Here is a 25,629-nt window from a genome sequence, read left to right as displayed (position 1 = left end):
AACGCCCGCCGGTTGCGAGCCCGTTTGCGATTAGCCGATTTCGTCTGTCATATAGAGGCTTCGGGCCGGCCGCGCACCCCGCCAGACGGCTATTCTCGATTGTTTGTCGTGATTTACCGGTAGACTCACGGGGGCTTGCGAATCACCGATTGGACTTGACGCCCTTTCGCTGCAATGCATCATGGGTTCAATGAGCACTATCAAAACCGTCTGTGTCTATTGTGGCTCCGGCCCAGGAACCAATCCCCGTTTCATCGAAAGCGCCAAGGCGCTCGGCAAGGCGCTCGCCGAGAACAACGTCCGGCTCGTCTATGGCGGCGGCTCGGTCGGCATGATGGGCGCAGTCGCGACCTCCGTGCTCGATCACGGCGGCACCGTCACCGGCATCATCCCTGATTTCCTCCGGATGCGCGAGAACGCGCTGACCCGCGTGCAGGAGATGGTCGTCACGCCCGACATGCACGAGCGCAAGCGGCTGATGTTCGAACGCTCCGACGCTTTCGTGGCGATGCCGGGCGGCGTCGGTACGCTCGAAGAGCTGGTTGAGCAACTCACCTGGAAGCAGCTCGGCCGTCATGCCAAGCCTGTGCTGCTCGCCAATATCGACAATTTCTGGGAGCCGCTGTTCTCGCTGTTGTCGCACATGCGCCAGACGGAATTCATCCGCGCCAGTTTCAACGTCGACGTCCTCAAGGCCGACCACGTCGAGGATATCATGCCGATGCTGAAGACGGCCGCGGCGCAAGTCGCCGAGGCGGAGAAGAACCTCGCGCCCGAGGTTGCTCGGAAGCTCTAACCTCTATTCGCTCGGAAACGTCACCGCCTCGATGCGATTGCCGTCGGGATCGGTGACGAAGGCCGCGTAATAGCGCACGCGGTCGTGCGGGCGGAGGCCCGGCGCACCGTCGGAGGCGCCGCCTGCCGCAAGCGCCGCGGCATGAAACGCATCGATTTCCGCAGTCGTCTTCGCCCGCAGGCAGATGTGGACACCGCTCCCAGGCGAGACGCGGGGCATGCCGGCGCGATAGTTGATCCAGAACTCCGGATAGGCCTTGCCGAAACCGACCGTCCCCGGCCGCGTGACGAGCCGCGCGAGCCCGAGCGTTGCGAGCATGGCCTCGTAGAATTTTGCGGAGCGATCGAGATCGCTGACTCCGACGGAGATGTGATCGATCATTTTTGCGCTTCTCTCTCCCTGTCATTCCGGGGCGCGCATCGCGCGAACCCGGAATCTCGAGATTCCGGGTTCGATGCTAACGCATCGCCCCGGAATGACAGCGCCAGCCCTACGCCGGCGCGCCTGATTTCACGAGCTTGTAGATCACCGAATCCATCAGCGCCTGGAACGAGGCGTCGATGATGTTGGGCGACACGCCGACCGTGGTCCAGCTATCGCCGTTCTCATCCTCGCTCTCGATCAGCACGCGCGTCACCGCGCCGGTACCGCCATTGAGGATACGCACGCGGTAGTCGATCAGCTTCAGGCCTTCGATGTATTTCTGGTATTTGCCGAGGTCCTTGCGCAAGGCAACGTCGAGCGCGTTGACGGGGCCGTTGCCTTCTGCCGCGGAGATCAGGTGCTCGCCGGCGACGTCGACCTTGACCACCGCCAGCGCGACGGTGACGCGCTCGCCGAGCGCGTTGTAGCGCTGCTCGACATTGACGTCGAACTGCTCGACCTCGAAATAGTGCGGCACCTTGCCGAGCGTGCGGCGCGCCAGGAGTTCGAACGACGCATTGGCAGACTCATAGGCGTAACCCAGGGCCTCGCGCTCCTTCAGCTCCTCGACGAGGCGCGTCAGCTTGGGATCACTTTTCTCGTAGGCGATGCCGGCGCGGTCGAGCTCGGCGATCACGTTGGAGCGCCCAGCCTGGTCGGACACCAGCACCTTGCGATGATTGCCGACGGCTTCCGGCGCCACGTGCTCATAGGTCTGCGGGTCCTTCAGCACGGCGGAGGCATGGATGCCGGTCTTGGTAACGAAGGCGCTCTCGCCGACATAAGGCGCGTGCCGGTTCGGCGCACGGTTGAGCATGTCGTCGAGCGTGCGCGAGACCTTGACGAGGCTCGCAAGTTTCTCACCCGTCACGCCGATCTCGAAGATATCAGCAAATTCCTGCTTCAACTTCAGCGTCGGGATCAGCGAACAGAGATTGGCGTTGCCGCAGCGTTCCCCGAGCCCATTGAGCGTACCCTGGATCTGCCGCGCCCCGGCGCGCACGGCAGCGAGCGAGTTCGCCACCGCCTGCTCGGTGTCGTTATGGGCGTGGATGCCGACGTGATCGCCGGGGATGTGCTTGATCACTTCAGTGACGATGCTCTCGACCTCGTTCGGCATGGTGCCGCCATTGGTGTCGCAGAGCACGACCCAGCGCGCGCCGGCCTCATAGGCTGCCTTGGCGCAGGCGAGCGCGAAGGCCGCGTCTTCCTTGTAACCGTCAAAGAAATGTTCGCAATCGAGCATCACCTCACGGCCGGCCTTCCTCGCGGCGCTGACGCTGTCGCGGATCGAGGCGAGGTTTTCCTCCTTCGTGGTCTCGAGCGCGACGCGCACCTGGTAGGCGGAGGATTTTGCGACGAAGCAGATCGCATCGGCCTTCGCCTCCAGCAGCGCGGCAACACCGGGATCGTTGGAGACCGACCGCCCCGCCCGCCGCGTCATACCGAACGCGGTAAAGCAAGCGTGCTCGAACTTCGGCTTCCCGGCGAAGAATTCCGTATCTTGCGGATTCGCGCCGGGATAGCCGCCCTCGACATAGTCGATGCCGAGCTCGTCCAGCATCTGCGCAATGACCTGTTTGTCGGCCAGCGTGAAGTCGACGCCATTGGTCTGCGCGCCATCGCGCAGCGTGGTATCGAAAAGATACAGGCGCTCCTTGCTCATTGTGGCGCTCCGAGCGTCTTCTTCATGGTGGTGTTGGCGAGCCATTCGTCGTTGATGGTGACGCTGTTGCGCTGCTGGGCGGTGTAGCCGCGCTTGGCGAAGAAGCCCTGCGCGGTGTCGCTGGCATCGACCGTCAGGCTCGTGGCACCGCGGCCGCCGGCAAGCTTCTCCAGCGCATCGACCAGCAGGGTCGCGATGCCCTGCCCGCCCACGGCCGGATGCACATAGAGCATGCGGATGTGATCATTGCCGCGCAGCGAGGCAAAGCCGACGGGCGAGCCGTCCAGCGTTGCGACCAGCGTCAGGTCGGAGGCGAGGCGGCGGCCGAACTCGTCGTCCTCCGCTGCCCCCATCCAGGCTTCTTGCTGCGCTTCGCTGTAGTCGTCGCCGGTCAATTCCTCGATCGCTGATGCGAAGATCGCGGCAAGGACCGGCAGGTCGGCCGGCAGGAATGGCCGCAGCGCGGGCTTGGGAAGTGCTCGGGCCATCACGCGAGCTCCCACGTCGTCACCGGCTTGCCGTCGGCGTCCTTGCCGTCCTTGAGCACGACGCCCTTGGCGGCGAGCTCGTCGCGGATGCGGTCGGATTCCTTGAAGTCCTTGCGCGCCCGCGCTGCTGTGCGCTCCGCGATCAAACGATCGATCTCGCCCGCATCGACGCCGCTTGCCTGCCGCTTCCGTCCCTCCCACTGCGCCGCGCTTTCGGAGAGGAAGCCGAGCAGCCGCAGCGACGCCGCCAAGCCGTCGGCATCGGAATTGTTGCGCAGACCATGCAGCGCCGCGATCGTCTGCGGCGTGTTGAGGTCGTCCAGCAACGGCTCGATCACCGACGCAGCCGGCTTCCCTGCCGGACTGTCCGCGGCAACGCGATACCAGTCGTCGAGCGTCTTGCCGCTCTCCTCCAGCGACTTCAAGGTCCAGTCCATCGGCGAGCGGTAATGCGTCTTAAGCATGTTCAGGCGCAGCACCTCACCGGGCCAGTCCGCAAGCAGGTCACGGATGGTGATGAAGTTGCCGAGGCTCTTCGACATCTTCTCGCTCTCGACCTGCAGGAAGCCGTTGTGCATCCAGTAGTTCGCCATGCGCGACTGGTGGAACGCGCAGCAGGTCTGCGCGACCTCGTTCTCGTGATGCGGAAACACGAGATCGATGCCGCCGCCGTGAATGTCGAAATGCGTGCCGAGATGCTTCCAGGCCATCGCCGAGCACTCGATGTGCCAGCCCGGACGCCCCTCTGCCTTGATGCCGGCCGGCGACGGCCATGACGGTTCGCCGGGCTTTGACGGCTTCCAAAGCACGAAGTCCGTGTTGCCTCGCTTGTAGGGCGCAACATCGACACGGGCACCGGCGACCATCTCGTCCAGCGAGCGATTGGACAGCGCGCCATAGCGCGGCAGCTCGGAATTAGCCGCGTTCATCGCCTGCGGCGAGAACAGCACGTGGTCCTCGGCGACATAGGCAAAGCCGCCGGCGACGAGTTTCTCGATGATCTCGCGCATCTCGCCGATATGCTCGGTCGCGCGCGGCTCGACGCTCGGCCGCAAGCTCCCGAGCGCGTCGACGTCGGCGTGAAACTGCCGGCCCGTCTCCTCGGTGACCTTGCGGATCGCCTCGTTGAGTGGCAGGCCAGGAAAATCCCGCGCAGCGCGGTCGTTGATCTTGTCGTCGACGTCGGTGATGTTGCGGACATATTTGACGTGCGCCTCGCCATAGAGGTGGCGGAGCAGCCGAAACAGCACGTCGAACACGATCACTGGCCGCGCATTGCCGATATGCGCGAAGTCATAGACGGTCGGTCCGCAGACATACATGCGGACGTCTTGAGGGTTCAGCGGCACGAATGTGCGCTTTTCCTTCGTCAGCGTATCGTAAAGACGCAATTCCATATGGATACCCATCGGCTGTTGGCCGGGCGTCCAGTGCTCTCAATGTGTTTTGAGAAAAGACGGCTCCAGCCAGCGAATCGCTAGCTCGTAATCTCGCGGCAAATGGCACAAATGGCGAGGAGACCGTTCATGCGGAACATATGGGCCACAAGCGGGCCTGCCGTCAAGTGAGCCGCGAAAAAGCCGCTTTCTCTGCTCAAAGCGCCCGCGTCCCGCCATCAGGGTTAATCATCCTTAAGCTTTTGAGTTTATTCGTGTGATGGCGGTTCCTCCCAAGCTACGGTGCATGTCATGCGATCTCTCCCGGCACTCCTTTGCTGTGCCTTCATCGTCGCCGCCTCCAGCGCTTCGGCGGAGACCCGCGTCTTCATCATCGCCAACCAGGCAGACGGCTACGGCGTCGATCAGTGCCTGGCCAAGGGTGAACAGTGCGGCGCGCACGCCGCGCGCTCCTATTGCCAGTCCCGCGACTTTGCCCAGGCCTCGTCCTATCGCCGGGTCGATCCCGACGAAATTACCGGCTCCGTCCCCAAATCCGGCGCAAACTGCTCCCATGGCCATTGCGACGAATATGTCGCAATCACCTGCCAGCGCTGAATTCGCTCGGAACTGGCTGACTTTAGGCCCGATCTACGTTCCCGAAAACGACGTGACGATGCCCCGAGAAGCGGGTATTGGAGGGCGCGCATCGGCCCCCTGGTTGGGGCCGTGACATCGCTAGAATGGCGGATATGCCGGAATTTTTATCTCTCTCTCGCTCCCGTTCGATCCTTGCCAGCGCAGCGCTGATCAGCGCGCTCGCCCTCGGTACTGACGCTCTCGCACAAGCAGGCCCCCCGGGACCGCCGCCGCCCGCGCAAGCCGCACCCGGAGCGAACCCGATCTGCTCGCGGCTGGAGGGCCAGCTTGCCGCGCTCGACCGCGGCGGAAGCGGCGATCCGGCCAAGGACGACCAGATCCGCCGCTACCAGGATTCGGCGACCCGCCAGCAGGCCGAGCTCGACCGCGTGACGGCGCAGGCCAAGCGCATGGGCTGCGACAGCTCCGGCTTCTTCTCGCTGTTCAACAACCAGTCGGCGCAATGCGGTCCGGTCAACACCCAGATCCAGCAGATGCGGGCCAACCTCGACCAGATCACCTCAAACCTTGAGCGGCTGCGTGCAGGCGGCCCGGGCAGCTACAACCCGGACCGCGACAACCAGCGCCGCTCGGTGCTGGTCTCGCTTGCGCAGAACAATTGCGGCCCGCAATATGCCAACGCCGCGCAGTCGCAAGGCGCCGGCAATTTCCTCAGCAATCTGTTCGGCGGCGGCAACAACCCTAATAATCCTCCGCCCGGCGCGCCGCCCGCAGATCTTGGCCCGCAATCTGGCACGTATCGTACGGTCTGTGTCCGTACCTGCGACGGCGCCTACTTCCCGGTTTCGTTCGCCACCGTCCCGGCGCGCTTCCCCGATGACGAGAAGACCTGCAAGGCGCTGTGCCCGGCGGCGGACGCTGCGCTCTACGCCTATCGCAATCCCGGCGAGGACATGAATGCGGCAGTCTCGGTCAGCGGCCAGCCCTACACCGCGCTACCGAACGCCTTCAAATTCCGCAGCGAGTTCAACCCGTCCTGCTCGTGCAAGGCCGCCGGCCAGAGCTGGGCGGATGCGCTGAAATCGGCCGACGACAAGGCGGCAGTCCAGCAGCAGGGTGACATCATCGTCACCGAGGAGAGCGCCAAGAAGATGCAGCAACGGCAGCTCACCAAGGGGGCGCCGACGAGCAGCAAGAAGGGCGCGACGCCGCCGCCGGAGACGACAGCGACTGCGCCAGCCGCAACAGCGCCTGCGGACACCACGACCACGAACGAGAACAAACCGATCCGCTCGGTCGGGCCGACCTTCCTGCCGCAGCAGCAGAAGTAAGGCTGATCCAGCACCGTCATGCCCCGCGAAGGCGGGGCATCCAGTACTCCGCGGCAGAAGTCGTTTCCGACAACGTCCGCCGCGGAGTACTGGATCATCCGCCTGCCGCCTACGCTAAAGCTTCGGCGCGCCTAGACCTCAGCCTGGCGAAGCCTTGGCGTAGCCGGGTCGCGGATGATGACAGCGCTCTAAACGGCGCGACTGCCCGTCCAGCTTGCGCTCGCCCTCACCCCTCGAACGCGTCGATCGAGGCGCGGCTGCCGCGCGAGACGAGCGTCTCGTCCGGCGCGGGCAAGGGCTCGCCTTTGTCGCGGAAGCGGTTGGTGATGGGATAGCGGCGGTCGCGGCCGAAGTTCTTGCGCGTCACCTTCACGCCCGGCGCGGCCTGGCGGCGCTTGTATTCGGCAATGTTGAGGAGGTTATCGATCCGCGTCACCATCGCGCGATCGAAGCCGGCGGCGATGATCTCTTCCAGCGGCTCCTCGCGCTCGACCAGGCGTTCCAGCACCGCGTCGAGCAGATCGTAAGGCGGCAGCGAATCCTGATCTAGCTGGTTCTCGCGCAGCTCCGCCGTCGGTGGGCGCGTGATGATGTCGGGCGGAATGACCTCGCCGGAGGGGCCAAGCGCGCCGTCCGGCTTCCAGGCATTGCGCAGGGCCGCCAGCCGAAATACCTGCGTCTTGTAGATATCCTTGATCGGGTTGAAGCCGCCGTTCATATCGCCATAGAGCGTGGCGTAGCCGACCGACATTTCCGACTTGTTGCCGGTGGTCACCACCATCAGGCCGGTCTTGTTGGAGATCGCCATCAGCAGCGTGCCGCGGGTGCGCGCCTGGAGGTTTTCCTCGGTGATATCAGGCGGCAAATTTTTGAAGATGTCGGAGAGGATGGTCCCAAAACCGTTCACCGCCTCTGCGATGGGCAGCACCTCGTAGCGTATCCCGAGGTGGCCTGCGAGCTCGCCGGCATCCGCGATCGAGCTCGGCGCCGTGAAGCGATAAGGCAGCATCACGCCATGCACCTGATCCGCGCCGAGCGCATCGACGGCGATCGCCGCGCACAGGGCTGAGTCGATGCCGCCGGAAATGCCGAGCAGCACGCCGGGGAAACCGTTCTTGCCGACATAATCGCGCAGGCCCAGCACGCAGGCTGCATAGTCGGCCCTGTCGCCTTCGGGCAGTTGCGCAATCGGACCCGTGCAGCGCCAATCGTCGCCGGTCTTGGTGAAGTGCAGCGTGGTGACGCTCTCCTCGAATGCCGGCAGTTGCGCGGCAAGTGAGAGATCGCCGTTCAGCGCGAACGAAGCGCCGTCGAACACCAGCTCGTCCTGGCCGCAGACCTGATTGAGATACACCAGCGGCAGGCCGCTTTCGGTCACGCGCGCAACCGCGACCGACAAGCGAACGTCGCCCTTGTCGCGGGCATAAGGCGAGCCGTTGGGCACGAGGATGATCTCGGCGCCGGTCTCGGCCAGCGTCTCGACGACGTTTTCGTAGTCCTCCGATTCCTCCAGCCAGATGTCCTCGCAGATCGGCACACCGATCCGCACGCCGCGCACGGTCACTGGGCCCGCCGCAGGGCCGCGCGCAAACAGCCGCTTCTCGTCGAACACGCCGTAGTTCGGCAGGTTGGCCTTGAAACGCAGGCCCGCGATACGGCCGCCGTCGAGCAGCGCGCAGGCATTGTAGAGCTTGCCGTCCTCGACCCAGGGGGTGCCGACCAGCATGGCGGGGCCGCCATCGGCGGTTTCGCGCGCAAGTTTTTCGATCGCTGCGCGGCAGGCGGCCTGGAAGGCCGGCTTCTGCACCAGGTCCTCCGGCGGATAGCCGGCGATGAACAATTCCGGGAACAGCACGAGATCGGCGCCGTCGGCGATCGCCTGCACGCGCGCGGCACGCGCCTTCGCGGCATTGCCCTCGATGTCGCCCACGGTCGGATTGAGCTGGGCGAGCGTGACCGCGAATTCGTTGAGACGTTCGGTCATGGTCGCCCGTTGTCCAATCCTGTGGCTAAAGCATGATCCGGACCCGAAGGGCCGCGTTAGCGCAAAGTGCGAAGCGGTTTTCCCTCGCGACAAACGCGGAACGCGTTTGCGCGGAGATCATGCGCAGACAACAACCTAAAGCGCGATGACGATCATCCTAATCTCATCGCGCATTAGACGAAACCCAATCGCTCGACGAGCGCAAAGATCCAGAAGGCGCCAGCCATCAGCAGCGCCACGCCGACCGCGGCCGAACCCATATCCTTGACCCGGCCGATCTGCTTGTCGTGGTCCATGGTGAGGCGGTCGGCGAGCTTCTCGATCGCGGTATTGAGCAGCTCGACCACCAGCACGAACCCGACGGCACAGACCAGCTCGACTGCGCGCATCGCGGTCGCGCCGATGAACCAGGCGAGCGGCAGCGACAGCAGGAGCGCAAAGATCTCCTCGCGGATGGCCTGTTCCGAGCGGAACGCAAAGGCCAGACCGTTACGGGAATTGATCGTGGCCTTCCAAATCCGCAGCAAGGTCTTAGAGCCCCGCTGCGAACGGCATCGGCTTGGCCTTGCCGACGCGTTCCTGCTTGAGCAGCTCCGCGACCAGGAAAGCCATGTCGATCGATTGCTCGGCATTGAGGCGGGGATCGCAGACCGTGTGGTAGCGGTCGTTGAGATCCTCATCCGTGATCGCGCGCGCGCCGCCGAGGCATTCGGTGACGTCCTTGCCGGTCATCTCCAGATGCACGCCGCCGGCATGCGTTCCTTCGGCCGCGTGGATCGCGAAGAACGACTTCACCTCCGACAGGATGCGGTCGAACGGACGTGTCTTGTAGCCGGTGGTCGAGGTGATGGTGTTGCCGTGCATGGGATCGCAGGACCAGACCACCACCCTGCCCTCGCGCTGCACGGCGCGGATCATGTTCGGCAGATGCTCGCCGACCTTGTCGGAGCCGAAGCGGCCGATCAGCGTCAGCCGGCCGGGCTCGTTGTCGGGGTTGAGCACGTCGATCAGCTTGAGCAGTTCGTCGGCCTTCAGCGACGGGCCGCACTTCAGCCCGATCGGGTTCTTGATGCCGCGGAAATATTCGACATGGCCGTGGTCGAGCTGGCGGGTGCGATCGCCGATCCAGATCATGTGGCCCGATGTCGCGTACCAGTCGCCGGTGGTGGAATCGACGCGGGTCATCGCCTGCTCATAGCCGAGCAGCAGCGCCTCGTGGCTGGTGTAGAAATCGGTCGCGCGCAGCTCGGGATGGCTTTCGAGATCGAGGCCGCAGGCGCGCATGAAGTTCAGCGCGTCCGAGATGCGGTCGGCCAGCTCCTTGTAGCGGCGGGACTGCGGAGAATCCTTCAGGAACCCGAGCATCCACTGATGCACGCTGCCGAGATTGGCGAAACCGCCGGTGGCGAACGCGCGGAGCAGGTTCAGCGTCGCCGCCGACTGGCGGTACGCCATCAACTGCCGCTGCGGATCGGGTACACGCGCTTCCTTGGTAAAGGCGATGTCGTTGACGATATCGCCGCGATAGCTCGGCAGCTCGACGCCATCAACCTTCTCCGTCGGCGAGGAGCGCGGTTTTGCGAACTGCCCGGCGATGCGGCCGACCTTCACGACGGGGACGGCGCCCGCATAGGTGAGCACGACCGCCATCTGGAGCAGTACGCGGAAGAAGTCGCGGATGTTGTTGGCGCCGTGCTCGGCAAAGCTTTCGGCACAGTCGCCGCCCTGGAGCAGGAAGGCCTCACCGGCTGCGACGCGGGCCAGCGCCTTCTTCAGATTGCGCGCTTCGCCCGCGAACACCAGCGGCGGAAAGCTCGCAAGCTGCGCCTCGACATCGGCCAACGCCTTGGCGTCGGGATAGTCGGGGACCTGCAGCACGGGCTTGCTGCGCCAGCTCTCGGGTGTCCACCGCTCGGACATCGCAAATCCTCTTTCCTAAAGCGAAAACTGCAACCTGATCTGTGGGTTGCGCGAGCCGCCTTATACACAGGCTAGCATCGCCTCGCCAGTCGTAAATCCATTTTCGCATGCAAGCCCTTGCGGGCACAGCCGAATTCGCATTTGCTGGCTCTGCGGGAGAAAACTGCGGGATATGCGTTGCCCATGGACGCGGCACTCGACGACGTCTTTATCGACGACATCACTTTCCCGGCCGTCGACGGGTATTCGCTAGGCGGCACCCTGTTCCTGCCGCGTAGCGCCGAGCGTCATGCCGTCCTGATCAATTCTGCCACCGGTGTCCCGCGAAAGATCTATCGCGGCTTTGCCTCCTACCTGGCCAACCGCGGCTCTGCGGTCCTCACCTACGACTATCGCGGCATCGGCGACTCCCGCCTGCCGGCGCTGGTCGGCTATAACCAGCGGAAATCGCTGGTCGGCTTCGAGGCCTCGATGTCCGACTGGGCCGCGCTCGACGTCACGGCGGCGGTCAAATGGATGCGAGAGCGCTATCACACGCTGCCCCTCAGCTATGTCGGCCATTCCTTCGGTGGCCAGGCGCTCGGGCTGATCGCGAACAACAGCGAGATTTCGCGCGCGCTGTTCGTGGCGTCGCAAGCCGCGACGTGGAAACTGATCCCGCCGCCGGAAAACTACCGCGTGTTCGCGTTCATGAACTTCATTGGCGTGCCCGTGGCTCATCTGCTCGGCTACGCGCCAGGCTGGCTCGGCATCGGCGAAGATTTGCCCAAGGGTGTGTTCCTGCAAGGCGCCAAATGGGTGAGCAGCCCACGCCACCTCTTTGATTCCGGGTTGCCGGCGCTGGCAAACTTCGCAAGTTACAAGGGCGAGCTGCGCGCCCTCACCTTCTCCGACGATCCCTGGGCGACGCGGCCCGCGGTCGAACTGCTCTGCTCCGGCTTCACCGCGACCAAGGCGGAAGTGCTCACGGTCAAACCGTCCGACGTCGGCATCAAGGGAATAGGCCATTTCGGCTTCTTCCGCCCCGACCACCGCGACACGCTCTGGCGCGGCGGGGCCGAGTGGATCCAGGCAGAGTGATCCGGCTGCAGCCCTGGAGAAAAATGGCAGCGTTACGGGCGCCCGCCAGCGCCCGTGTCAAAGCGGGCAAACGCGGCGCTCGTCACCGCCCCCAGCAGAGACCAGAAGACCAGGCTCGTGAGCGTGACGGCGACCACGAACTGATGCGACAAGGAGGACGGCACGTTGGTCTCGACGTGCTCGAGCTCCGGTGCGCCGATCAGATGCGGCAACAGGAGCAAGATCACGCCGGCGATGGCCGCCGGCACCGAGCGGCGGAACACGATCAGCGCCAGGCCCGTGGCCGTCGCGAGCACTGCTGCCGTCCACCAGATCTGGCGAGACAGCAGCGGCGCGGCCGGCACGCCCGGCAGTTCCGGCGACAGGCCGAGGCCCGGGGCGATCGTGAACACGGCAAAGCCCGCAAGCCCCCACATCAATCCTTCATGCCAGGAGACAGGCCCGCCCGTCGCGCCGCTGCGGACGGCAAAGAAGCCGGCGAGAAGCAACGCAAAGCCGATCGCCGTCAGCACATTCGCGGCCGCCGTATAGGCGTTCCGCTCAAAACCGTCGCGCGGCTCCCAGGCCTCCGCGCCATGATCGTGGCCGGCGTGGTCGTGGTCGGCGTGATCGTGGCCGGTTGCCGCGTCCTGTGGTGCCGCGGCGGCCTCGTGATGGTGCGTTTCCGCCGCCTTCTCGAAGACTTCCGCCTTCAGGATGAGGGGCACCGTGCCGAACTGCTGCGCGGCCGTGACGATCAGGCCGACGATGAAACCCGAAATGACCGACGAAAAGACGATCGAGCGAAACGTGCTCATGCCACCCCGGTCAGTGGCAGGGAAATGCGTTCGAATGCCGGACGTCGTGCGCGGCGTTGTGGACGACGTCGATATGGGAGAAACCGACGACACCGACGATAAAGAGGCCGAGCACCATCGCCATCATGGCCTGGGTCAGCCGCCCGGCCTGCGCGGCAGCGACCGGGAAGTGCGTGACCTGTGCGTGTGACTGGCTCATGGCTGTGCTCCACCTCTGATTTGACCGCCTTCTAGCAGCTTCCGCGCGATGTCGCGACTGGTTAGATGCAGGTTTCTGCCGGCCGGAATGCGTTTTTGCACGACCTTGGCGCTCGCTGCCGACCTGAATGCATCTTCAAAGCGTTCGAAATAGCCGAGGCACTCCGCCGGTGACGGGTCCGCGCCAAGCAGGGTCCGAAACGCGCCCCGGTGCACGGCGCAAATGGCGCCGTGGTCCCTGACCGAAAAGATCACGGATGTGATGTCGGCGCGCCAATGGACATCGTCGTTCAAGCCGACATCGCCCGTCCCCGCCCGAACGGATCGAGCAGGCGGACGATTTCGCAGGCGGCAACGAGACCGACCAGCCAGAGCGCGTTGGAAGCGCCGATGCGGGCCACGATGGCGGTCGTGAAAGCCCCTGCCCCGCCCAGGAACGGCGTCGCGGCGAACAGCACGAGCTCATAGGCACCGTAGGCGCCGATCAGGGCCGCGGCCAACGCCAGCGGCGCGCGATTTGGCGGCAGCGAACGGATCACGGTAGCGGATGCTGCGGTCGCGGTCAGCGCGGCCGCGCCGATCACAAAGCCCCAGGCGATCGTGCCGGCGTCGACGGGATAGTGGTGCACGCTGAAGCCGATCGTCTGATTGACGAGCCAGGCCCCGGTGACGACGAGCAGCGCCGGACGCAGCGGCAGCACGGCCGCAGCAACGACTGCAAACGCCGCAAACGGCGTGGCGCAGGCGAGCGCGAAGCTTGCAAGTGCGCATGACACGGTCAGCAGCGCGAAACAAAAGATCGCGGCATAGCGCGGCTCGACCGGATCAAGACGGACACGGTCGGTGTGAGGCGGCAGGACGTTGAGGGCCATCGGTGATCTCCTTGCTGGGGATTCTAATCGATTTATCGGGTCAGTGAAGGGCTTCCATCGGATCTTCGGGGTCTGTCGGATCGAGCCGGTCGTAGGCCGCAAGCCATTCGACGAGTATCTGCGATGGCGGCCCGGCTGCCGACAATTGCCGCAGGGCGACCCGGATCGTGGAGCGGGCGAAACGATCGCGTCTGAGCGCCGGCGTGTCCGGGCCCCGTCCGGCCGCGACGGCCTCGTTGACCTCGCGCTTGAGCGCCACAAGCTCTGGCACGCCATGGCGTTCGAGCAAGGCTTGGAAAGCCAAGTGATGGTCCGCCCGGAACGCATGCTTGCGGCCGAGCTGGTCGCGGAGCGCATGCGCCGGATAAAGATGGGTGCAGGGAACCCAGCCATCGGGCAACGGCTCGGTGGCCGAATGGGTGCGGCCATGCGCCAACAACTTCGGCAGGACATGGGTGTGCGGGCCGTCCGGGCTTCTCCCGCTCGGCGGCGGGATCGGCTGAAATACTTCGGCCCGCCCGATCCGGCTGACGAACACGCGGTGCGGATTGGCCGCCAGGATAATCCGCATGACGTCGTTCCCGGGCGCGAACACTGGCGTCCCGGCACGGCTCCGCAGCGCCGCGATCACGTCGGGATCGCCGACCCGGATGCAGGCATCGATCTGCAAGCAGCCAAGGCAAGATCGAACAGGACGTCCCCGCGATCCCGGCTGCGCAGCGCATCCTCATCCGGACCAATTTCCGTCAGCGTCGTGCGCTCACCCATGGCGCAGGATTCCCGCGGCAGGCAAACCGCCACACGATGGCTCCAGCTTTCGGTCGTCGGCGACTCCGATGCAATCAGACGCAGATTTGGACGAGGCACGATCCGCACTCCGCCCTTGTCCGTGACGACGCCGATCCCCTCACTGGTCTGTTGCAGATCGGCGGGTTCGCCGGCGTCGCGCGTGAACTCGGCAATCGCCCCGAACGTTCCTACGCTCCAGCCGGTCTCGACGTTGCCAAGCTGTCTTGCCAAGACGTTCATGATATCGAAAGCCATCGTCATCGGAACGTTCTCGTCCACTGTCCCTGCTATCTGACGTCGTAACTTGCAATGCGTATGCCGCCGAACACACCGAGACCGGGTGCCAGAAAGCCGGTCGGGTTCTGGTAGTGCCGGTTGAAGAGATTATCGACCCGCGCAAACACCTTGACTTGATCGCTGATCGCATAGTCGCCCCGCAGATTCACGATGGTGTAGCCGGGCGCCACGATCTGCGCCCCCGTGTCCCGCGTGATATCGAGCCAATCGCTGACATGAAGCACGGTTACCGACAGCGTGAGGGGGTCGATCGGCAGCCAGATCGCGGTTGCGCTCCACTTCTCCTTTGGCCTGCGAAGGAGCTGCAATCCCGTGCTCGCATCGACGGTGCGGGTGAAGGTGTGGTCGGCGCGCACGCTCACGCGATCCGTGATCTTCGCGGTGACGAAATTCTCGGTGCCTTCCGTCGTCGCGAGTCCCACGTTCGTATAGGACGTGAAGGTGTCATTGCTCGTGATGAGGTTGGTGATGCCGTTGTGGAAATAGGTCGAGCCGAACCGCACGCGATCGCCAAACAGCGGCTGCTCGAAACCCGCGTCATAGCCTTGGCTCTGCTCTGGTTTCAAATTGGGATTGCCGAAGAAGAAGAAATCCGGGAAATTCTGGTAGAGCTCGCTGAGCGTCGGCGCCTTGAAGCCGGTTCCATAGCTCCCCTTCAGCTTCGTCTCGGTCACCGGAATGATCACGGCTGGCGCGATGCGATAGGTCGCATGCTCGCCGAACTGGTCGTTGAAGTCGTTGCGCATGTTGGCAACGACGAAGACCCGGTCGGCAAATTGCGACTGCAACTCGACGAAGCCGGCCTTGTTGCCATTCTGGGCGGAGAAGCCGGTCGCATCGATGCGATCGGTCTGCTGCTCGGCGCCGACGATCAGGTTGTTGCCACGCGCGATCTCGGCGACGGCATGCCAGTCGTATTTGATGCGTTCGCCCGTCGTGACGGTCCACAGCGGATCGCCGGGACCAATGTCGGAGCTGCGGTTATTGGCATAATTGACGGCGAAATAGTTCTTGATACGGCCATCGAACAACGACCAGACGGCTTCGTCGCGATTGAAGAGCTGCCGTACCCCATGCGTGCTCTGGGTGGCGTTCGGCGTGCTCGGAAAGCCGCTATCGCCGGTGAACAGCAACGTCGCCTCGGTATAGCGGACGACCGAGTTCACCGACCAGCTGTCGTTGATGTCTAGCCCGAGCTTGGTCGAATAGCTCATGTTGTCGTAGTTGTTGCCGTTCGCCTTCTGACCCGGCGGCAGCAGCTGGAGCGGCGTCACGGGAACGTCACCCGCATGAAAATGGGCGACATTGAACGCGTAGTTGAAATTGTCCTGCGAGCCGCTGAGGCCCACGGTCTGGTTGAAGGTGTTGAACGACCCGGTCTCGATCGAGGCGGTCGCGCGCGGTGGCTCGCGGGTCGTTACCTCTACGTCGCCTTCTCGGGACCGAGATTTCCCAGTGGCATGTGACGAAAGATTCACCGCTTACAGTTGCGGGGGCAGCCGTGGCGTTGGGGAGATCCAGCACCACGTTCCCTTTTGATCTCCGAAAGGAGAACCGTCAGTGACGATGTTAGGGGTTTGTTAAAGTCGGAGTCAATCGGTTCGAGGTGCGGCCGAAGAAGCAGGTGTGGCAATCCACACGCGATTCGGCTCACTCCCTCCGGCGCACTCGCTTAGCGGATGATGGTCGTCAGCCACGAGTAGCGTTTGGTCGGCCTTGCTTCACCCGGCGAGAACTGCGCGAAGGCGTCGCTGACGCGGACCGCGGGGGGCGTATCGCTTGCGAAGCTAAACTCTTTCGGCCGCGGCGCGTAGAAGTCGCGGCTATAATAAGCGTCGTCGAAACGCGTCTCGTTGATGCCGAACAATGCGTCGCAGGCGAACAGGAGCACATAGACTCCCGCAATCGCGGCGACGATCTCCTTGAGAACAGACATGTTGGTGCCCCACCCTTTCGGGGGAGCATGCGCGAGGGTTCCAAAGGCCGGGTTTAAGACGGCGCGACATTTGTGGGCAGGGTTGGCCGCGGGTCAGCAAATAGCAGACAATTTGAACGAATGCGTTATCGCCGGAATCGGCAGCGTTAACCTCGCGGCGTCACCGCTCGGAAGGGGCGATCTTCACAAGGCCGTTTTCGGCAAGAATGTCCTGCCCCTTGTCCGACAACAGGAACAGCGCAAGTCGCGCAGCGGCCGGGTTGTCCGTGAGCAAGGCGAGCCCATAGGTCGCAACGACGTCGATCTCGGGCGGCAACCGCGACACCTTCAATCCCGGAACCTCGCGCAAGGTCTGCTGCTGGCCGCTGCAATAGACGAGCAGCACGTCCGCCTTGTCGGCGAGAAAGACGCTGGCAGCTGCCGTTTGACCTTCGATCGGTTTGATTGCGGCAGGGCCGCCGACCAGCCTCAGCGCCTTCTGGCTGAGCGCAGCTTCGGCGCCGGCTCGGATTTTCTCCGCACGCTTGAACACCGCGAAAGCATAGTCCCCGCCGGGGTCAACGACAGGCGTCGACGTCGCCAGACGTATCTTGGGATCCAGCATCGTCTCCAGCGCATTCGCCTCGGTCAGACCGATCGCTTCCCGGCTGAACAGGCAGAGATTATTGCGTGCGAACGGGATCACCAGCGTCTGCGGCCGCTGCACAGCGAGCGTACGGGGATGCTCCGTGTTGGCCGAGAGATAAAGGTCCGCTGCCTCGCCTTTCTCAATGCGCTCGCGCAAGCCGCCGGCCGGACCGAAGACGGGTTCGGCGACTTGCGAGGCGTCCAGGCCGGCCGCCTTGATCGCCTGTTTCACCGACACCGTCAGGCTTCCCGCCGCGTAGACACGTGCGGGCTCGGCGCGGACAGCCGAAGCGCTGATCACAAGGAGAAATGCGGAGATGATGGAGAGTGGTCGTCTCATGAAACTTGGGCCTATGCTCTACAGCAATCGTTCGTAAAATCCGCCGTACGAGCCTTTTGGTTCAACAAGATGGATTTCGTGTATCCGGTGTCGCTCTTGGCCAAGCTCATCGGGATCACGCATTCGCTACGTGCAACCGACACTACCTGAGCCGCGTGACGGGCGTTCCACTCGCTGGCTGCATCTCGATCAATTTTGCGGTGCACCCGTTGCAAATGAGAGCGCACTCGTCGGATACGAGACCCAGCTTGATGTTGAGGCCGTTGCCGAGATCCTGCTCGGCGAGGCCGGCGATGATCCCGTTGCAACTCAAGCACCTGCGCGGAGCTTCCACGCTGCGATTCTCCTCAACCGCCGGCACAACGTGACGGGACATGGTCAGATCCTCTTTCATTTCGGCCATCGGCCTCTCGCTATATTTACTGCCATATATCGCGAGCAGCAAGGCGGACAGGGAGGAACAAAAAGAACGACAGCCACAGCGACGAAATGGCCGCGCTCCGGCGAGATCGCCTACTACTTAGGTCCTAATCTTCCGAGATATACGTACGGATATAACGTTGACGAATGTCTGTGTTGAGCGCAGACTTCCTGATGGTTTCGCCGGGATAGCTGAATCCCCACTCGCTGCTGGAGCCTGCTGCGCTCCTAGCCAACCTGTTGCGCCGTGCTGCCCCGCCGCGATCGGCGCACACGGTCAACCAGGCGCGGGACCGCAGACGACAAGTACAAAAATTCGTCAATCCCACGGAGGAAATGCATGTTCCAGCAAGCGCTCGACCAAATCTCGAAACAACTCCTTATCCGCGAACGCTATGACAATTTCATCGGCGGCAAATGGGTGGCCCCGGTCGAAGGCAAGTATTTCGACAACCCGAGCCCCATCACCGGCAAGAAGCTCTGTGCGGTGCCCCGCTCCACCGCCGCTGACATCGAGCTTGCGCTCGACGCTGCGCACAAGGCCAAGGACGCTTGGGGCAAGACGTCGGTACAAGAGCGATCCCGACTCCTGAACAAGATCGCCGACAAGCTCGAATCCAATCTTGACTTGCTCGCCCTCGTCGAGACGCTCGACAACGGCAAGCCGATCCGTGAGACGACCCATGCCGACATGCCGCTCGTCGTCGACCACTGGCGCTATTTCGCCAGCGTGGTACGTGCCCAGGAAGGCGGCATCTCCGAGATCGACCACGACACAGTCGCCTATCATTACCACGAGCCGCTCGGCGTCGTCGGCCAGATCATTCCCTGGAACTTCCCGATCCTGATGGCGACCTGGAAGCTGGCGCCGGCGCTGGCCGCGGGCAATTGCGTGGTACTCAAACCGGCCGAACAGACGCCGCTCGGCATCCTCGCCGTAATGGAGCTGATCGCGGACATCCTGCCGCCCGGCGTTGTCAACGTCGTCAACGGTTTCGGCATCGAGGCCGGCAAGCCGCTCGCGCAGAACAAACGGATCGCCAAGATTGCCTTCACGGGCGAGACGACGACGGGGCGCATGATCATGCAGTACGCCTCCGACAACCTCATCCCTGTAACGCTGGAGCTCGGCGGCAAGTCGCCGAACATCTTCTTCGCCGACGTCGCCGAGACCGATGACGACTTCCTGGACAAGGCACTGGAAGGCTTTGCCATGTTCGCGCTCAATCAGGGCGAGGTCTGCACTTGTCCGAGCCGCGTGCTGGTGCAGGAATCGATCTACGACAAGTTCATGGAAAAAGCGGTCGCGCGCACCCAAAAGATCAAGCAGGGCCATCCGCTCGACCCCAGCACCATGATTGGCGCGCAAGCCTCGAACGACCAGCTCGAGAAGATTCTCTCCTATCTCGACATCGGCAAGCAGGAAGGCGCAAAAGTGCTGACTGGCGGCAATCGGGCCAAGCTGGAAGGCGAGCTCGCCGAAGGCTACTACGTCGAGCCGACCATCTTCGCCGGCAACAACAAGATGCGTGTCTTCCAGGAAGAGATTTTTGGGCCGGTCGTATCCGTCACGACGTTCAAGAACGAGGAAGACGCACTCGCAATCGCCAACGACACCCTGTACGGGCTCGGCGCCGGTGTCTGGACCCGCAACGGCAACCGCGCCTACCGGTTTGGCCGCGCGATCCAGGCCGGCCGTGTCTGGACCAATTGCTACCACGCCTATCCCGCGCATGCGGCATTCGGCGGCTACAAGCAGTCCGGCATCGGGCGCGAGACCCACAAGATGATGCTGGATCACTACCAACAGACCAAGAATGTCCTGGTCAGCTACTCGACCAAGGCGCTCGGCTTCTTCTGATCGTTCGCCGCCTGATGGCGCAGGTGCGGCCCAACCGCACCTGCGCCCCTTTTCATGGGATGCACACCATGGTCAACCGGGTTGAGATCACGCCAAAGGCCGTCGAGATCATCGAACGCCTCAAGGGCCAGCACGGCGCGCTGATGTTTCATCAATCCGGCGGATGCTGCGATGGCTCGGCACCGATGTGCTATCCGGTCGGCGATTTCCGGGTCGGACCGCAGGACGTGCTGCTCGGCAATATCGCCGGATGTGACTTCTACATTGGCGCCGCGCAGTTCGAGTACTGGCAACATACCCAGCTCATCATCGACGTCGTTCCCGGACGCGGATCCGGATTTTCGGTCGAAGCGCCCGAGGGCGTGAGATTTTTGACCCGTAGTCGTGTCTTCACCGACGAAGAGGTCGCCGAACTCGAAGCCGCAGGCCCACCGGCCCGGGCGGCCTGAGCTTCCTTACGGGATGCTCCGGCCGCCGGCACGCAATCCGTCTCCGTCAGACAGCGAGGTTCATCCAGACGGCCTTGGGCTCGGTAAAATTGTCGAGCGCGGCAGTGCCGTGCTCACGGCCGAGGCCGGAGTCGCGCTCGCCGCCCCAGGGCAGGCGCGCGTCGGTGTAGCCATACGTGTTCATCCAGACGGTGCCTGCCCTCGCCTTCCTGGCAAAACGCTGGAGCTTGCCGATGTCGCGGCTCCAGACGCCGGCGGCAAGGCTGTAAGCAGTGCCGTTGGCGATCCGCAGCGCGTCGGCCTCGTCCTTGAACTTGATGACGCTGACCACGGGACCGAAGATCTCCTCTTGCGAGATCCGCATCTCGTGCTCGACATTTGCGAACACGGCGGGGCTGATGAAATAGCCGCAGTCACCGACCCGCTCGCCGCCTGTGACGAGTGTTGCGCCCTCCTTCTGTCCGATATCGACATAGTCGAGGATCGACGTCATCTGCTTTTCGGAGATCACGGGGCCGAGCGTCGTCTTGCGATCGAGGGGATCGCCCACACGCAGCGATTTCGCGCGCGTCCGCGAGCCGATCCACCACCTCGTCATAAGCGCCCTCCTGCACCAGCACGCGGGAGCCAGCCGAGCAAACCTGGCCCGCGTTGAAGAAGATGCCGGAAGCGGCCGCCTTCGATGCGGCTTCGAGATCAGCGTCGTCGAAGATGACGTTGGCCGACTTGCCGCCGAGTTCGAGGGAGACGCGCTTGAAGTTGCTGGCCGCGCCTTTCATGATTCCGCGCCCCACCCCCGGCGAGCCGGTGAAGGTGACCTTGTCGACATCGGGATGATTGACCAGCGCATCACCGACGACGCGGCCCGGACCGGTGACGACGTTGAAGACGCCCGCCGGCAGGCCGGCTTCGAGGGCGAGCTCGGCAATGCGCAGTGCCGACAGCGAAGTCAGCTCGGCCGGCTTCATCACCACCGTACAGCCACAGGCAAGCGCGGGCGCGAGCTTCCACATGCCGATCATCAGCGGGAAATTCCACGGGACAATCGCCGCGACGACGCCGACCGGCTCGCGCACCGTATAGGTCAAGGCGTCATCACGTACGGGGACCACGTCGCCGGCGATCTTGTCGGCCCAGCCGGCATAGTAGATCAGCGTGTCGACGGCGGCCGGAAAATCCTGGCGCAGCGTTGCCGCGATCGGCTTGCCGACATCGATCGACTCGAGCTCGACGATCTCGTCGGCGTGCTGCTTCAGCAGGTCTGCCCAACGCAACAGGATATGGCCACGCTCGGAGGCGCGCATCGTGCGCCACGGACCTTCGAACGCGCGCCGCGCAGCCGCCACCGCATGCTCGACGTCGGCCTCGTTGCCCTCGGCGATGGTAGCAATGACCTGCCCGGTCGCAGGGTTGAGAGACTTGAAGGTGCGCCCGGAGCTGGCGGGGATGCGGCGGCCGTCGATCAATAGATGCTGTGGCCGGGACATGAACTCGCTGGCCGCCGAGTGCGCAAAGTCATATGCAACAGATATCATATTTCCTCCTGTTCTGGTATGCCAGACTAGGCGCGTATTGGCCGCAGTAAATATGATATCGTGTGCAAGTAGACGCGCCTCATATGAAGCGCACTTCATAAGGAATGCCGATGCTTCAGATCGAGATCGAGGCCGTCTGGCGGTTTCGCCGCGAAGGAAGCCCGCGCACCGCCGTGATCATGCTCGGTGTCCTCAACGAGATCAGGAAGACCGGAAAGATAACGAGCGCGGCCAACGATGCGCATCTCTCCTACCGGCACGTCTGGAATCTGATCGAGCAATGGTCAGAGTTCTTCGGCACGCCTCTCGTCGAGACCCGGCGCGGCAAGGGCACCAAGCTCACGCCGTTCGGCGAACGGTTGGTATGGGCCGGCGAGCGCATGCAAGCGCGGCTCGGACCGCAGCTCGATAACCTCGCGCAGGAGCTTGCAAGCGAGATCAAGCCGTTCCTCGAGCAGCGCCCCTCGGTAATCCGCGTTCACGCCAGCCACGGCTTTGCAGTAGCGAAGCTTCGCGAATTCCTCGACCGCGAGCCCGGCATCGGCGTCGACCTGCGCTATGTCAGCAACCAACATTCGCTGGTCTCGCTGGCGCAGGGCGCCTGCGACCTCTCGGGCCTCCACCTGCCGCACGGCGCCTTGCGGGCGCAGGGCATTAAGGCGGCGCGCGAATGGCTCGATCCCCGTGAGGACCGCATCATCAATTTCGTCACGCGCGAGATGGGGCTGATGGTCGCGCGCGGCAATCCGCTAGGCATCGGATCGATCCAGGATTTGACCGCTCCCAGGGTGCGCTTCGTCAACCGCGACCATGATTCCGGCACGCGCCTGTTGTTCGACCAGTTGCTCGCTGCACACGGTATTGACGAGAGCCGCATCAACGGCGCACAGCAGATCGAATTCACTCACGCCGCGGTCGCCGCCTATGTCGCGAGCGGTATGGCGGACGTGAGCTTCGGCGTCGAAGCCGCCGCCCGGCATTTCGGCCTCGATTTCATCCGGATCGTGACCGAGGACTATTTCTTCGTCTGCAAACGCGCATTCCTGGATACCGGGCCGATGCAGCGCATCCTCGAAATCATCCGGGGCGCCGATTTTCGTGCCGCGGTCGCCGCCCTCCCGGGCTACCAGCCGACCGATACTGGCGACGTCACCGGCGTGAAGGCCTTTCTGGAGATGCATGCCGTGCGATGATGCGCACGCCGCATTGACCCGAACCGACTGGACGAGGTCCGGAACGCGTTATATCAGTCGGAATATATCGGATACTGGCCGAGCTCCGCGCAACAGGACTTGCTGAATGTTTCAACGCCGCCGATCTGCCGTCGCGCTCCGTCACGTCGCCTTCGAGGATCTCGGCCTGCTCGCGCCGATCATGGAGCGCGAGGGCTGGAACGTCTCCTTCTGCGACGCGCCGGTCGACGATCTCAGCCATTCCTCGATCAGGGATGCCGATCTCCTAATCGCTCTCGGCGGCCCGATCGGCGTCTATGAGACCGAGAGCTATCCGTTTATCGCGCGGGAGATCGCGCTCATCGAGCACCGCCTCGGCCGGGATCTGCCGACACTCGGCATCTGCCTCGGTGCGCAACTCATGGCGAAGGCACTAGGCGCCCGCGTCTATCCTGGTCACGTCAAGGAGATCGGCTGGGGACCGGTCTCGCTGACCGAGGCAGGCCTCGCCTCCTGCCTGAGACCGCTTGCCGGCACCACGCCGGTCCTGCACTGGCATGGCGACACGTTCGATCTCCCGGTTTCGGCGACGCGGCTTGCCGCCAACGAGAACTACGAAAACCAGGCATTTTCCTGCGACGGCCATGCGCTGGCGCTGCAATTCCACCTCGAGGCCGATCCGCGGCAACTCGAGGAATGGTATGTCGGCCACGCTGTCGAGCTTACGGCGACGAAAATTTCGGTGCCGCAGCTTCGGGCACGGACCGCAGAACTCTCAAGCGGACTTGCGCGCGAGGCTGATCGCGTGTTCTCCGACTGGCTTCGCCAGATCGGGCACCGTGACGCATCGCTGCGCACAGCTGCGCCATAGGAGCCTTCATGCCAAACGAAGCGCCGCGCCATCGGGACGGCAGTGCCGGCGACGCCAATTACGGCGCGATCGGCAAGGGCTATGCGAATTTTCGTCGCCCTGACCCGCGCATCGCCAGTCTGATAGAGGTCGCGCTTGGCGATGCGCGGACCGTTCTCAACGTCGGGGCCGGTGCCGGCTCGTACGAGCCGAAGGACCGCACGGTGACCCCGGTTGAACCCTCACAATCGATGCGCGACCAGCGCCCGGCGCATCTTCCCGCGGCAATCGACGCCGTTGCCGAGAACCTCCCCTTCGATGACGTTTCCTTTGACGCCGCGATGTCGACCTTCTCCGTGCATCAATGGAAAGATCTCAATGCGGGCCTGCGCGAGATACGGCGGGTCACACGCGGTCCGGTCATCATCATGACCTGCGAACCGAGCGAACTCGATCGCTTCTGGCTCAACGCCTATTGTCCCGAGGTGATCGCAGTCGAGTCGGTGAGATATCCGCCAGTGCGCGGCATCGCTCAGGCACTCGGGGCCAATACCGAGGTCCTGTCCGTTCCCATTCCGCTGGACTGCACCGATGGCTTCAATGAAGCCTATTACGGCCGGCCGGAGATGCTGCTTGATCCCGCCGCGCGGCTCGCCTGCTCAGCCTGGAGCTTTGTCGACGACGATACAGTGCAGCACTTCGAGGATGGCCTCGGCAGCGATCTGGTCTCTGGTCGATGGGACTCGCGCTTCGGCCAACATCGAAAGCTTGCCTCCTTTGTCGGCTCCCTCAAGCTGATCGTCGGACGAATCTGACCCGGCGCGCGGTATGCACAGGTCGCGAACCGGGTAAGCCGGTTCTGGTGCCGTTTTAGCGCAACGTCGACGTCTCGAGCCACATGTCTCATCCCTGTGCCGGCTCGTCGCGCAAGCTGCGCGGATGCGTTCCGGCGCGCTGCGGGATGACGAACAGACAGGCGATGATGAAGATCGCGAGCACCGCCGATGCCAATGGACGGCTCAGCGCCAGCCCACCTTCATTGAGGGGCTTGTCGAGGAAGTCGCCGACCGTCGCGCCGAGCGGACGCGTGAGGATGAAGGCAATCCAGAACAGCGCAACGCGCGATACGCTGGTCCAGAGATACAAGGCAGCAACGACGGCCAGCGCGGCGAGGAAAATCAGCGCTCCGCCGCCATAACCCATGTCGCCGGTATCGGCGATCCAGTCGCCGAGCGCCGTGCCCAGGGTCTGCGAGAAGGTGATCGCCGCCCAGTAGAACGCCTCCACTTTCGGTGTGTTGACCGTGTCGACCGAGATCGTCTTTTCGCTTGCGTACCAAATCGCCAGGATGAGAACGAGACAAGCGAGCAGCAGCGCCGATCCGCCGGCATATCCGATGCCCAGCGAGCGATCGGCGAAATCGGCCATCGTGGTGCCGAAGGTCGTCGACGCAACGATGGTCGCCCAATAGAGCGCTGGACGGAAACTCCTCGCCGCGATCTGGATGGCAACGAGCGCAACGAGTACCGCAAGGAACAGGCCCGTGCCGGCCAGATAGCCCCAGTTCAGCGTCATCGTCACGGTGTCGCCGCCGGTCTCGCCGAGCGTCGTCGCAGCAATCTTGATGATCCAAAACCCGAGGGTGACTGCGGGAACCTTGCTGGTGTAGCGCGCTTCGTCACGTTCCATGCGGTGCCGCGCTCCTGGCTCGACGATCGATACGCGCTAATCGTCCATCGTGGCAGAAGTTCGCATCGGATCGCTCAACAACTCGTGCGGTCGATGCAAAGCAAACCGCCGAACACCACGCGGCATCTTGCGC

At 63.7% G+C, this 25,629-nt stretch carries 25 protein-coding genes, 2 pseudogenes and 1 riboswitch; of the genes and pseudogenes, 9 read left to right on the top strand and 18 right to left on the bottom strand.

Annotated elements, in window-relative coordinates; genetic code table 11:
• Positions 1 to 190 precede the first annotated feature (190 nt).
• The gene (locus tag Q3C01_RS01645; protein WP_458143310.1) at positions 191 to 796 is read left to right on the top strand and encodes an LOG family protein; all 606 of its coding nucleotides are present in this window, start codon (positions 191 to 193) and stop codon (positions 794 to 796) included.
• 3 nt (positions 797 to 799) lie between these two features.
• Here Q3C01_RS01645 and Q3C01_RS01640 read toward each other — a convergent pair whose 3' ends face one another.
• The 4 genes from Q3C01_RS01640 to cysS form a co-directional block, all read right to left on the bottom strand.
• The gene (locus Q3C01_RS01640) at positions 800 to 1,177 is read right to left on the bottom strand and encodes a VOC family protein (protein ID WP_458143308.1); all 378 of its coding nucleotides are present in this window, start codon (positions 1,175 to 1,177) and stop codon (positions 800 to 802) included.
• A 109-nt stretch (positions 1,178 to 1,286) separates the two neighbouring features.
• Positions 1,287 to 2,885 (bottom strand): citramalate synthase, encoded by a 1,599-nt coding sequence (gene cimA / locus Q3C01_RS01635; protein ID WP_458143307.1) that lies wholly within the window; start codon positions 2,883 to 2,885, stop codon positions 1,287 to 1,289.
• Positions 2,882 to 3,373: a GNAT family N-acetyltransferase gene (locus tag Q3C01_RS01630; protein ID WP_458143306.1), complete on the bottom strand. Its 492-nt coding sequence runs from the start codon at positions 3,371 to 3,373 to the stop codon at positions 2,882 to 2,884. Before Q3C01_RS01630 ends, cimA begins: the two co-directional genes overlap by 4 nt.
• Positions 3,373 to 4,770, bottom strand: a complete 1,398-nt coding sequence (cysS, locus tag Q3C01_RS01625; protein ID WP_458143305.1) for a cysteine--tRNA ligase — start codon at positions 4,768 to 4,770, stop codon at positions 3,373 to 3,375. The genes Q3C01_RS01630 and cysS overlap by 1 nt, the downstream gene beginning before the upstream one ends.
• Before the next feature lie 291 nt (positions 4,771 to 5,061).
• Here cysS and Q3C01_RS01620 point away from each other — a divergent pair, with 291 nt between their 5' ends.
• Together Q3C01_RS01620 and Q3C01_RS01615 are read left to right on the top strand one after the other, a co-directional pair.
• Positions 5,062 to 5,367, top strand: a complete 306-nt coding sequence (locus Q3C01_RS01620; protein WP_458143303.1) for a hypothetical protein — start codon at positions 5,062 to 5,064, stop codon at positions 5,365 to 5,367.
• Between the two features lie 125 nt (positions 5,368 to 5,492).
• The gene (locus tag Q3C01_RS01615) at positions 5,493 to 6,680 is read left to right on the top strand and encodes a DUF2865 domain-containing protein (RefSeq protein WP_458143302.1); all 1,188 of its coding nucleotides are present in this window, start codon (positions 5,493 to 5,495) and stop codon (positions 6,678 to 6,680) included.
• 226 nt (positions 6,681 to 6,906) lie between these two features.
• Here the strand turns inward: Q3C01_RS01615 and Q3C01_RS01610 are convergent, their stop codons facing one another.
• From Q3C01_RS01610 to Q3C01_RS01600, 3 genes are all read right to left on the bottom strand, one after another.
• Entirely contained in the window at positions 6,907 to 8,664 is a 1,758-nt protein-coding gene (locus Q3C01_RS01610) for an NAD+ synthase (protein ID WP_458143300.1), read from the bottom strand.
• 173 nt (positions 8,665 to 8,837) lie between these two features.
• Positions 8,838 to 9,191, bottom strand: a complete 354-nt coding sequence (locus Q3C01_RS01605) for a diacylglycerol kinase (protein WP_458143299.1) — start codon at positions 9,189 to 9,191, stop codon at positions 8,838 to 8,840.
• Between the two features lie 4 nt (positions 9,192 to 9,195).
• Positions 9,196 to 10,584 carry a class II 3-deoxy-7-phosphoheptulonate synthase gene (locus tag Q3C01_RS01600; RefSeq protein ID WP_458143297.1) on the bottom strand — a complete coding sequence of 463 codons (1,389 nt, stop codon included), beginning with the start codon at positions 10,582 to 10,584 and terminating at the stop codon, positions 9,196 to 9,198.
• Positions 10,585 to 10,767: 183 nt separating this feature from the next.
• Here Q3C01_RS01600 and Q3C01_RS01595 point away from each other — a divergent pair, with 183 nt between their 5' ends.
• Entirely contained in the window at positions 10,768 to 11,664 is an 897-nt protein-coding gene (locus tag Q3C01_RS01595) for an alpha/beta hydrolase family protein (protein WP_458143296.1), read from the top strand.
• Between the two features lie 32 nt (positions 11,665 to 11,696).
• On the opposite strand, the gene Q3C01_RS01590 is transcribed toward Q3C01_RS01595, so the two are convergent.
• From Q3C01_RS01590 to Q3C01_RS01550, 9 genes and pseudogenes are all read right to left on the bottom strand, one after another.
• Entirely contained in the window at positions 11,697 to 12,461 is a 765-nt protein-coding gene (locus Q3C01_RS01590) for a CbtA family protein (protein WP_458143295.1), read from the bottom strand.
• Between the two features lie 10 nt (positions 12,462 to 12,471).
• Positions 12,472 to 12,660 (bottom strand): CbtB domain-containing protein, encoded by a 189-nt coding sequence (locus Q3C01_RS01585; RefSeq protein ID WP_458143294.1) that lies wholly within the window; start codon positions 12,658 to 12,660, stop codon positions 12,472 to 12,474.
• A complete protein-coding gene (locus tag Q3C01_RS01580; RefSeq protein WP_458143292.1) occupies positions 12,657 to 12,953 on the bottom strand; it encodes a hypothetical protein in 297 nt (98 codons plus the stop codon). Before Q3C01_RS01580 ends, Q3C01_RS01585 begins: the two co-directional genes overlap by 4 nt.
• Positions 12,950 to 13,531 carry a hypothetical protein gene (locus Q3C01_RS01575; protein WP_458143290.1) on the bottom strand — a complete coding sequence of 194 codons (582 nt, stop codon included), beginning with the start codon at positions 13,529 to 13,531 and terminating at the stop codon, positions 12,950 to 12,952. The genes Q3C01_RS01580 and Q3C01_RS01575 overlap by 4 nt, the downstream gene beginning before the upstream one ends.
• Before the next feature lie 40 nt (positions 13,532 to 13,571).
• Positions 13,572 to 14,560 (bottom strand): annotated as a pseudogene (locus Q3C01_RS01570) (DUF6925 family protein).
• A gap of 47 nt (positions 14,561 to 14,607) precedes the next feature.
• Positions 14,608 to 16,002, bottom strand: coding sequence for a TonB-dependent receptor plug domain-containing protein (locus Q3C01_RS01565; protein WP_458143566.1), 1,395 nt, complete (start codon positions 16,000 to 16,002; stop codon positions 14,608 to 14,610).
• Positions 15,989 to 16,192, bottom strand: a riboswitch (cobalamin riboswitch). It overlaps the preceding gene by 14 nt.
• A 97-nt stretch (positions 16,193 to 16,289) precedes the next feature.
• Positions 16,290 to 16,553, bottom strand: a complete 264-nt coding sequence (locus Q3C01_RS01560) for a hypothetical protein (protein ID WP_458143289.1) — start codon at positions 16,551 to 16,553, stop codon at positions 16,290 to 16,292.
• A 160-nt stretch (positions 16,554 to 16,713) separates the two neighbouring features.
• Positions 16,714 to 17,520 carry a substrate-binding domain-containing protein gene (locus Q3C01_RS01555; protein ID WP_458143287.1) on the bottom strand — a complete coding sequence of 269 codons (807 nt, stop codon included), beginning with the start codon at positions 17,518 to 17,520 and terminating at the stop codon, positions 16,714 to 16,716.
• A 142-nt stretch (positions 17,521 to 17,662) separates the two neighbouring features.
• Complete coding sequence (locus Q3C01_RS01550; RefSeq protein WP_458143285.1) at positions 17,663 to 17,896, bottom strand: hypothetical protein; 234 nt, start codon at positions 17,894 to 17,896, stop codon at positions 17,663 to 17,665.
• Between the two features lie 384 nt (positions 17,897 to 18,280).
• On the opposite strand from Q3C01_RS01550, the gene adh reads away from it, so the two are divergent.
• Together adh and Q3C01_RS01540 are read left to right on the top strand one after the other, a co-directional pair.
• Complete coding sequence (gene adh, locus Q3C01_RS01545) at positions 18,281 to 19,801, top strand: aldehyde dehydrogenase (RefSeq protein WP_458143283.1); 1,521 nt, start codon at positions 18,281 to 18,283, stop codon at positions 19,799 to 19,801.
• A gap of 68 nt (positions 19,802 to 19,869) precedes the next feature.
• Entirely contained in the window at positions 19,870 to 20,250 is a 381-nt protein-coding gene (locus Q3C01_RS01540) for a DUF779 domain-containing protein (RefSeq protein WP_458143565.1), read from the top strand.
• 46 nt (positions 20,251 to 20,296) lie between these two features.
• On the opposite strand, the pseudogene Q3C01_RS01535 reads toward Q3C01_RS01540, so the two are convergent.
• Positions 20,297 to 21,782 (bottom strand): annotated as a pseudogene (locus Q3C01_RS01535) (aldehyde dehydrogenase family protein).
• 113 nt (positions 21,783 to 21,895) lie between these two features.
• Between Q3C01_RS01535 and Q3C01_RS01530 the strand changes: the two are divergent.
• From Q3C01_RS01530 to Q3C01_RS01520, 3 genes are all read left to right on the top strand, one after another.
• Positions 21,896 to 22,978 carry a substrate-binding domain-containing protein gene (locus tag Q3C01_RS01530; protein ID WP_458143282.1) on the top strand — a complete coding sequence of 361 codons (1,083 nt, stop codon included), beginning with the start codon at positions 21,896 to 21,898 and terminating at the stop codon, positions 22,976 to 22,978.
• 106 nt (positions 22,979 to 23,084) lie between these two features.
• Positions 23,085 to 23,828: a glutamine amidotransferase gene (locus Q3C01_RS01525; protein WP_458143281.1), complete on the top strand. Its 744-nt coding sequence runs from the start codon at positions 23,085 to 23,087 to the stop codon at positions 23,826 to 23,828.
• An 8-nt stretch (positions 23,829 to 23,836) separates the two neighbouring features.
• Complete coding sequence (locus tag Q3C01_RS01520; RefSeq protein WP_458143280.1) at positions 23,837 to 24,622, top strand: class I SAM-dependent methyltransferase; 786 nt, start codon at positions 23,837 to 23,839, stop codon at positions 24,620 to 24,622.
• Between the two features lie 88 nt (positions 24,623 to 24,710).
• Here Q3C01_RS01520 and Q3C01_RS01515 read toward each other — a convergent pair whose 3' ends face one another.
• Positions 24,711 to 25,496, bottom strand: a complete 786-nt coding sequence (locus Q3C01_RS01515) for a COG4705 family protein (protein WP_458143278.1) — start codon at positions 25,494 to 25,496, stop codon at positions 24,711 to 24,713.
• Positions 25,497 to 25,629: the final 133 nt, after the last annotated feature.

It is taken from the genome of Bradyrhizobium sp. UFLA05-109, from assembly GCF_054185165.1.
The sequence above is the reverse complement of the archived record's forward strand: the minus strand, read 5'-3'. Positions and strand labels throughout refer to the sequence as shown.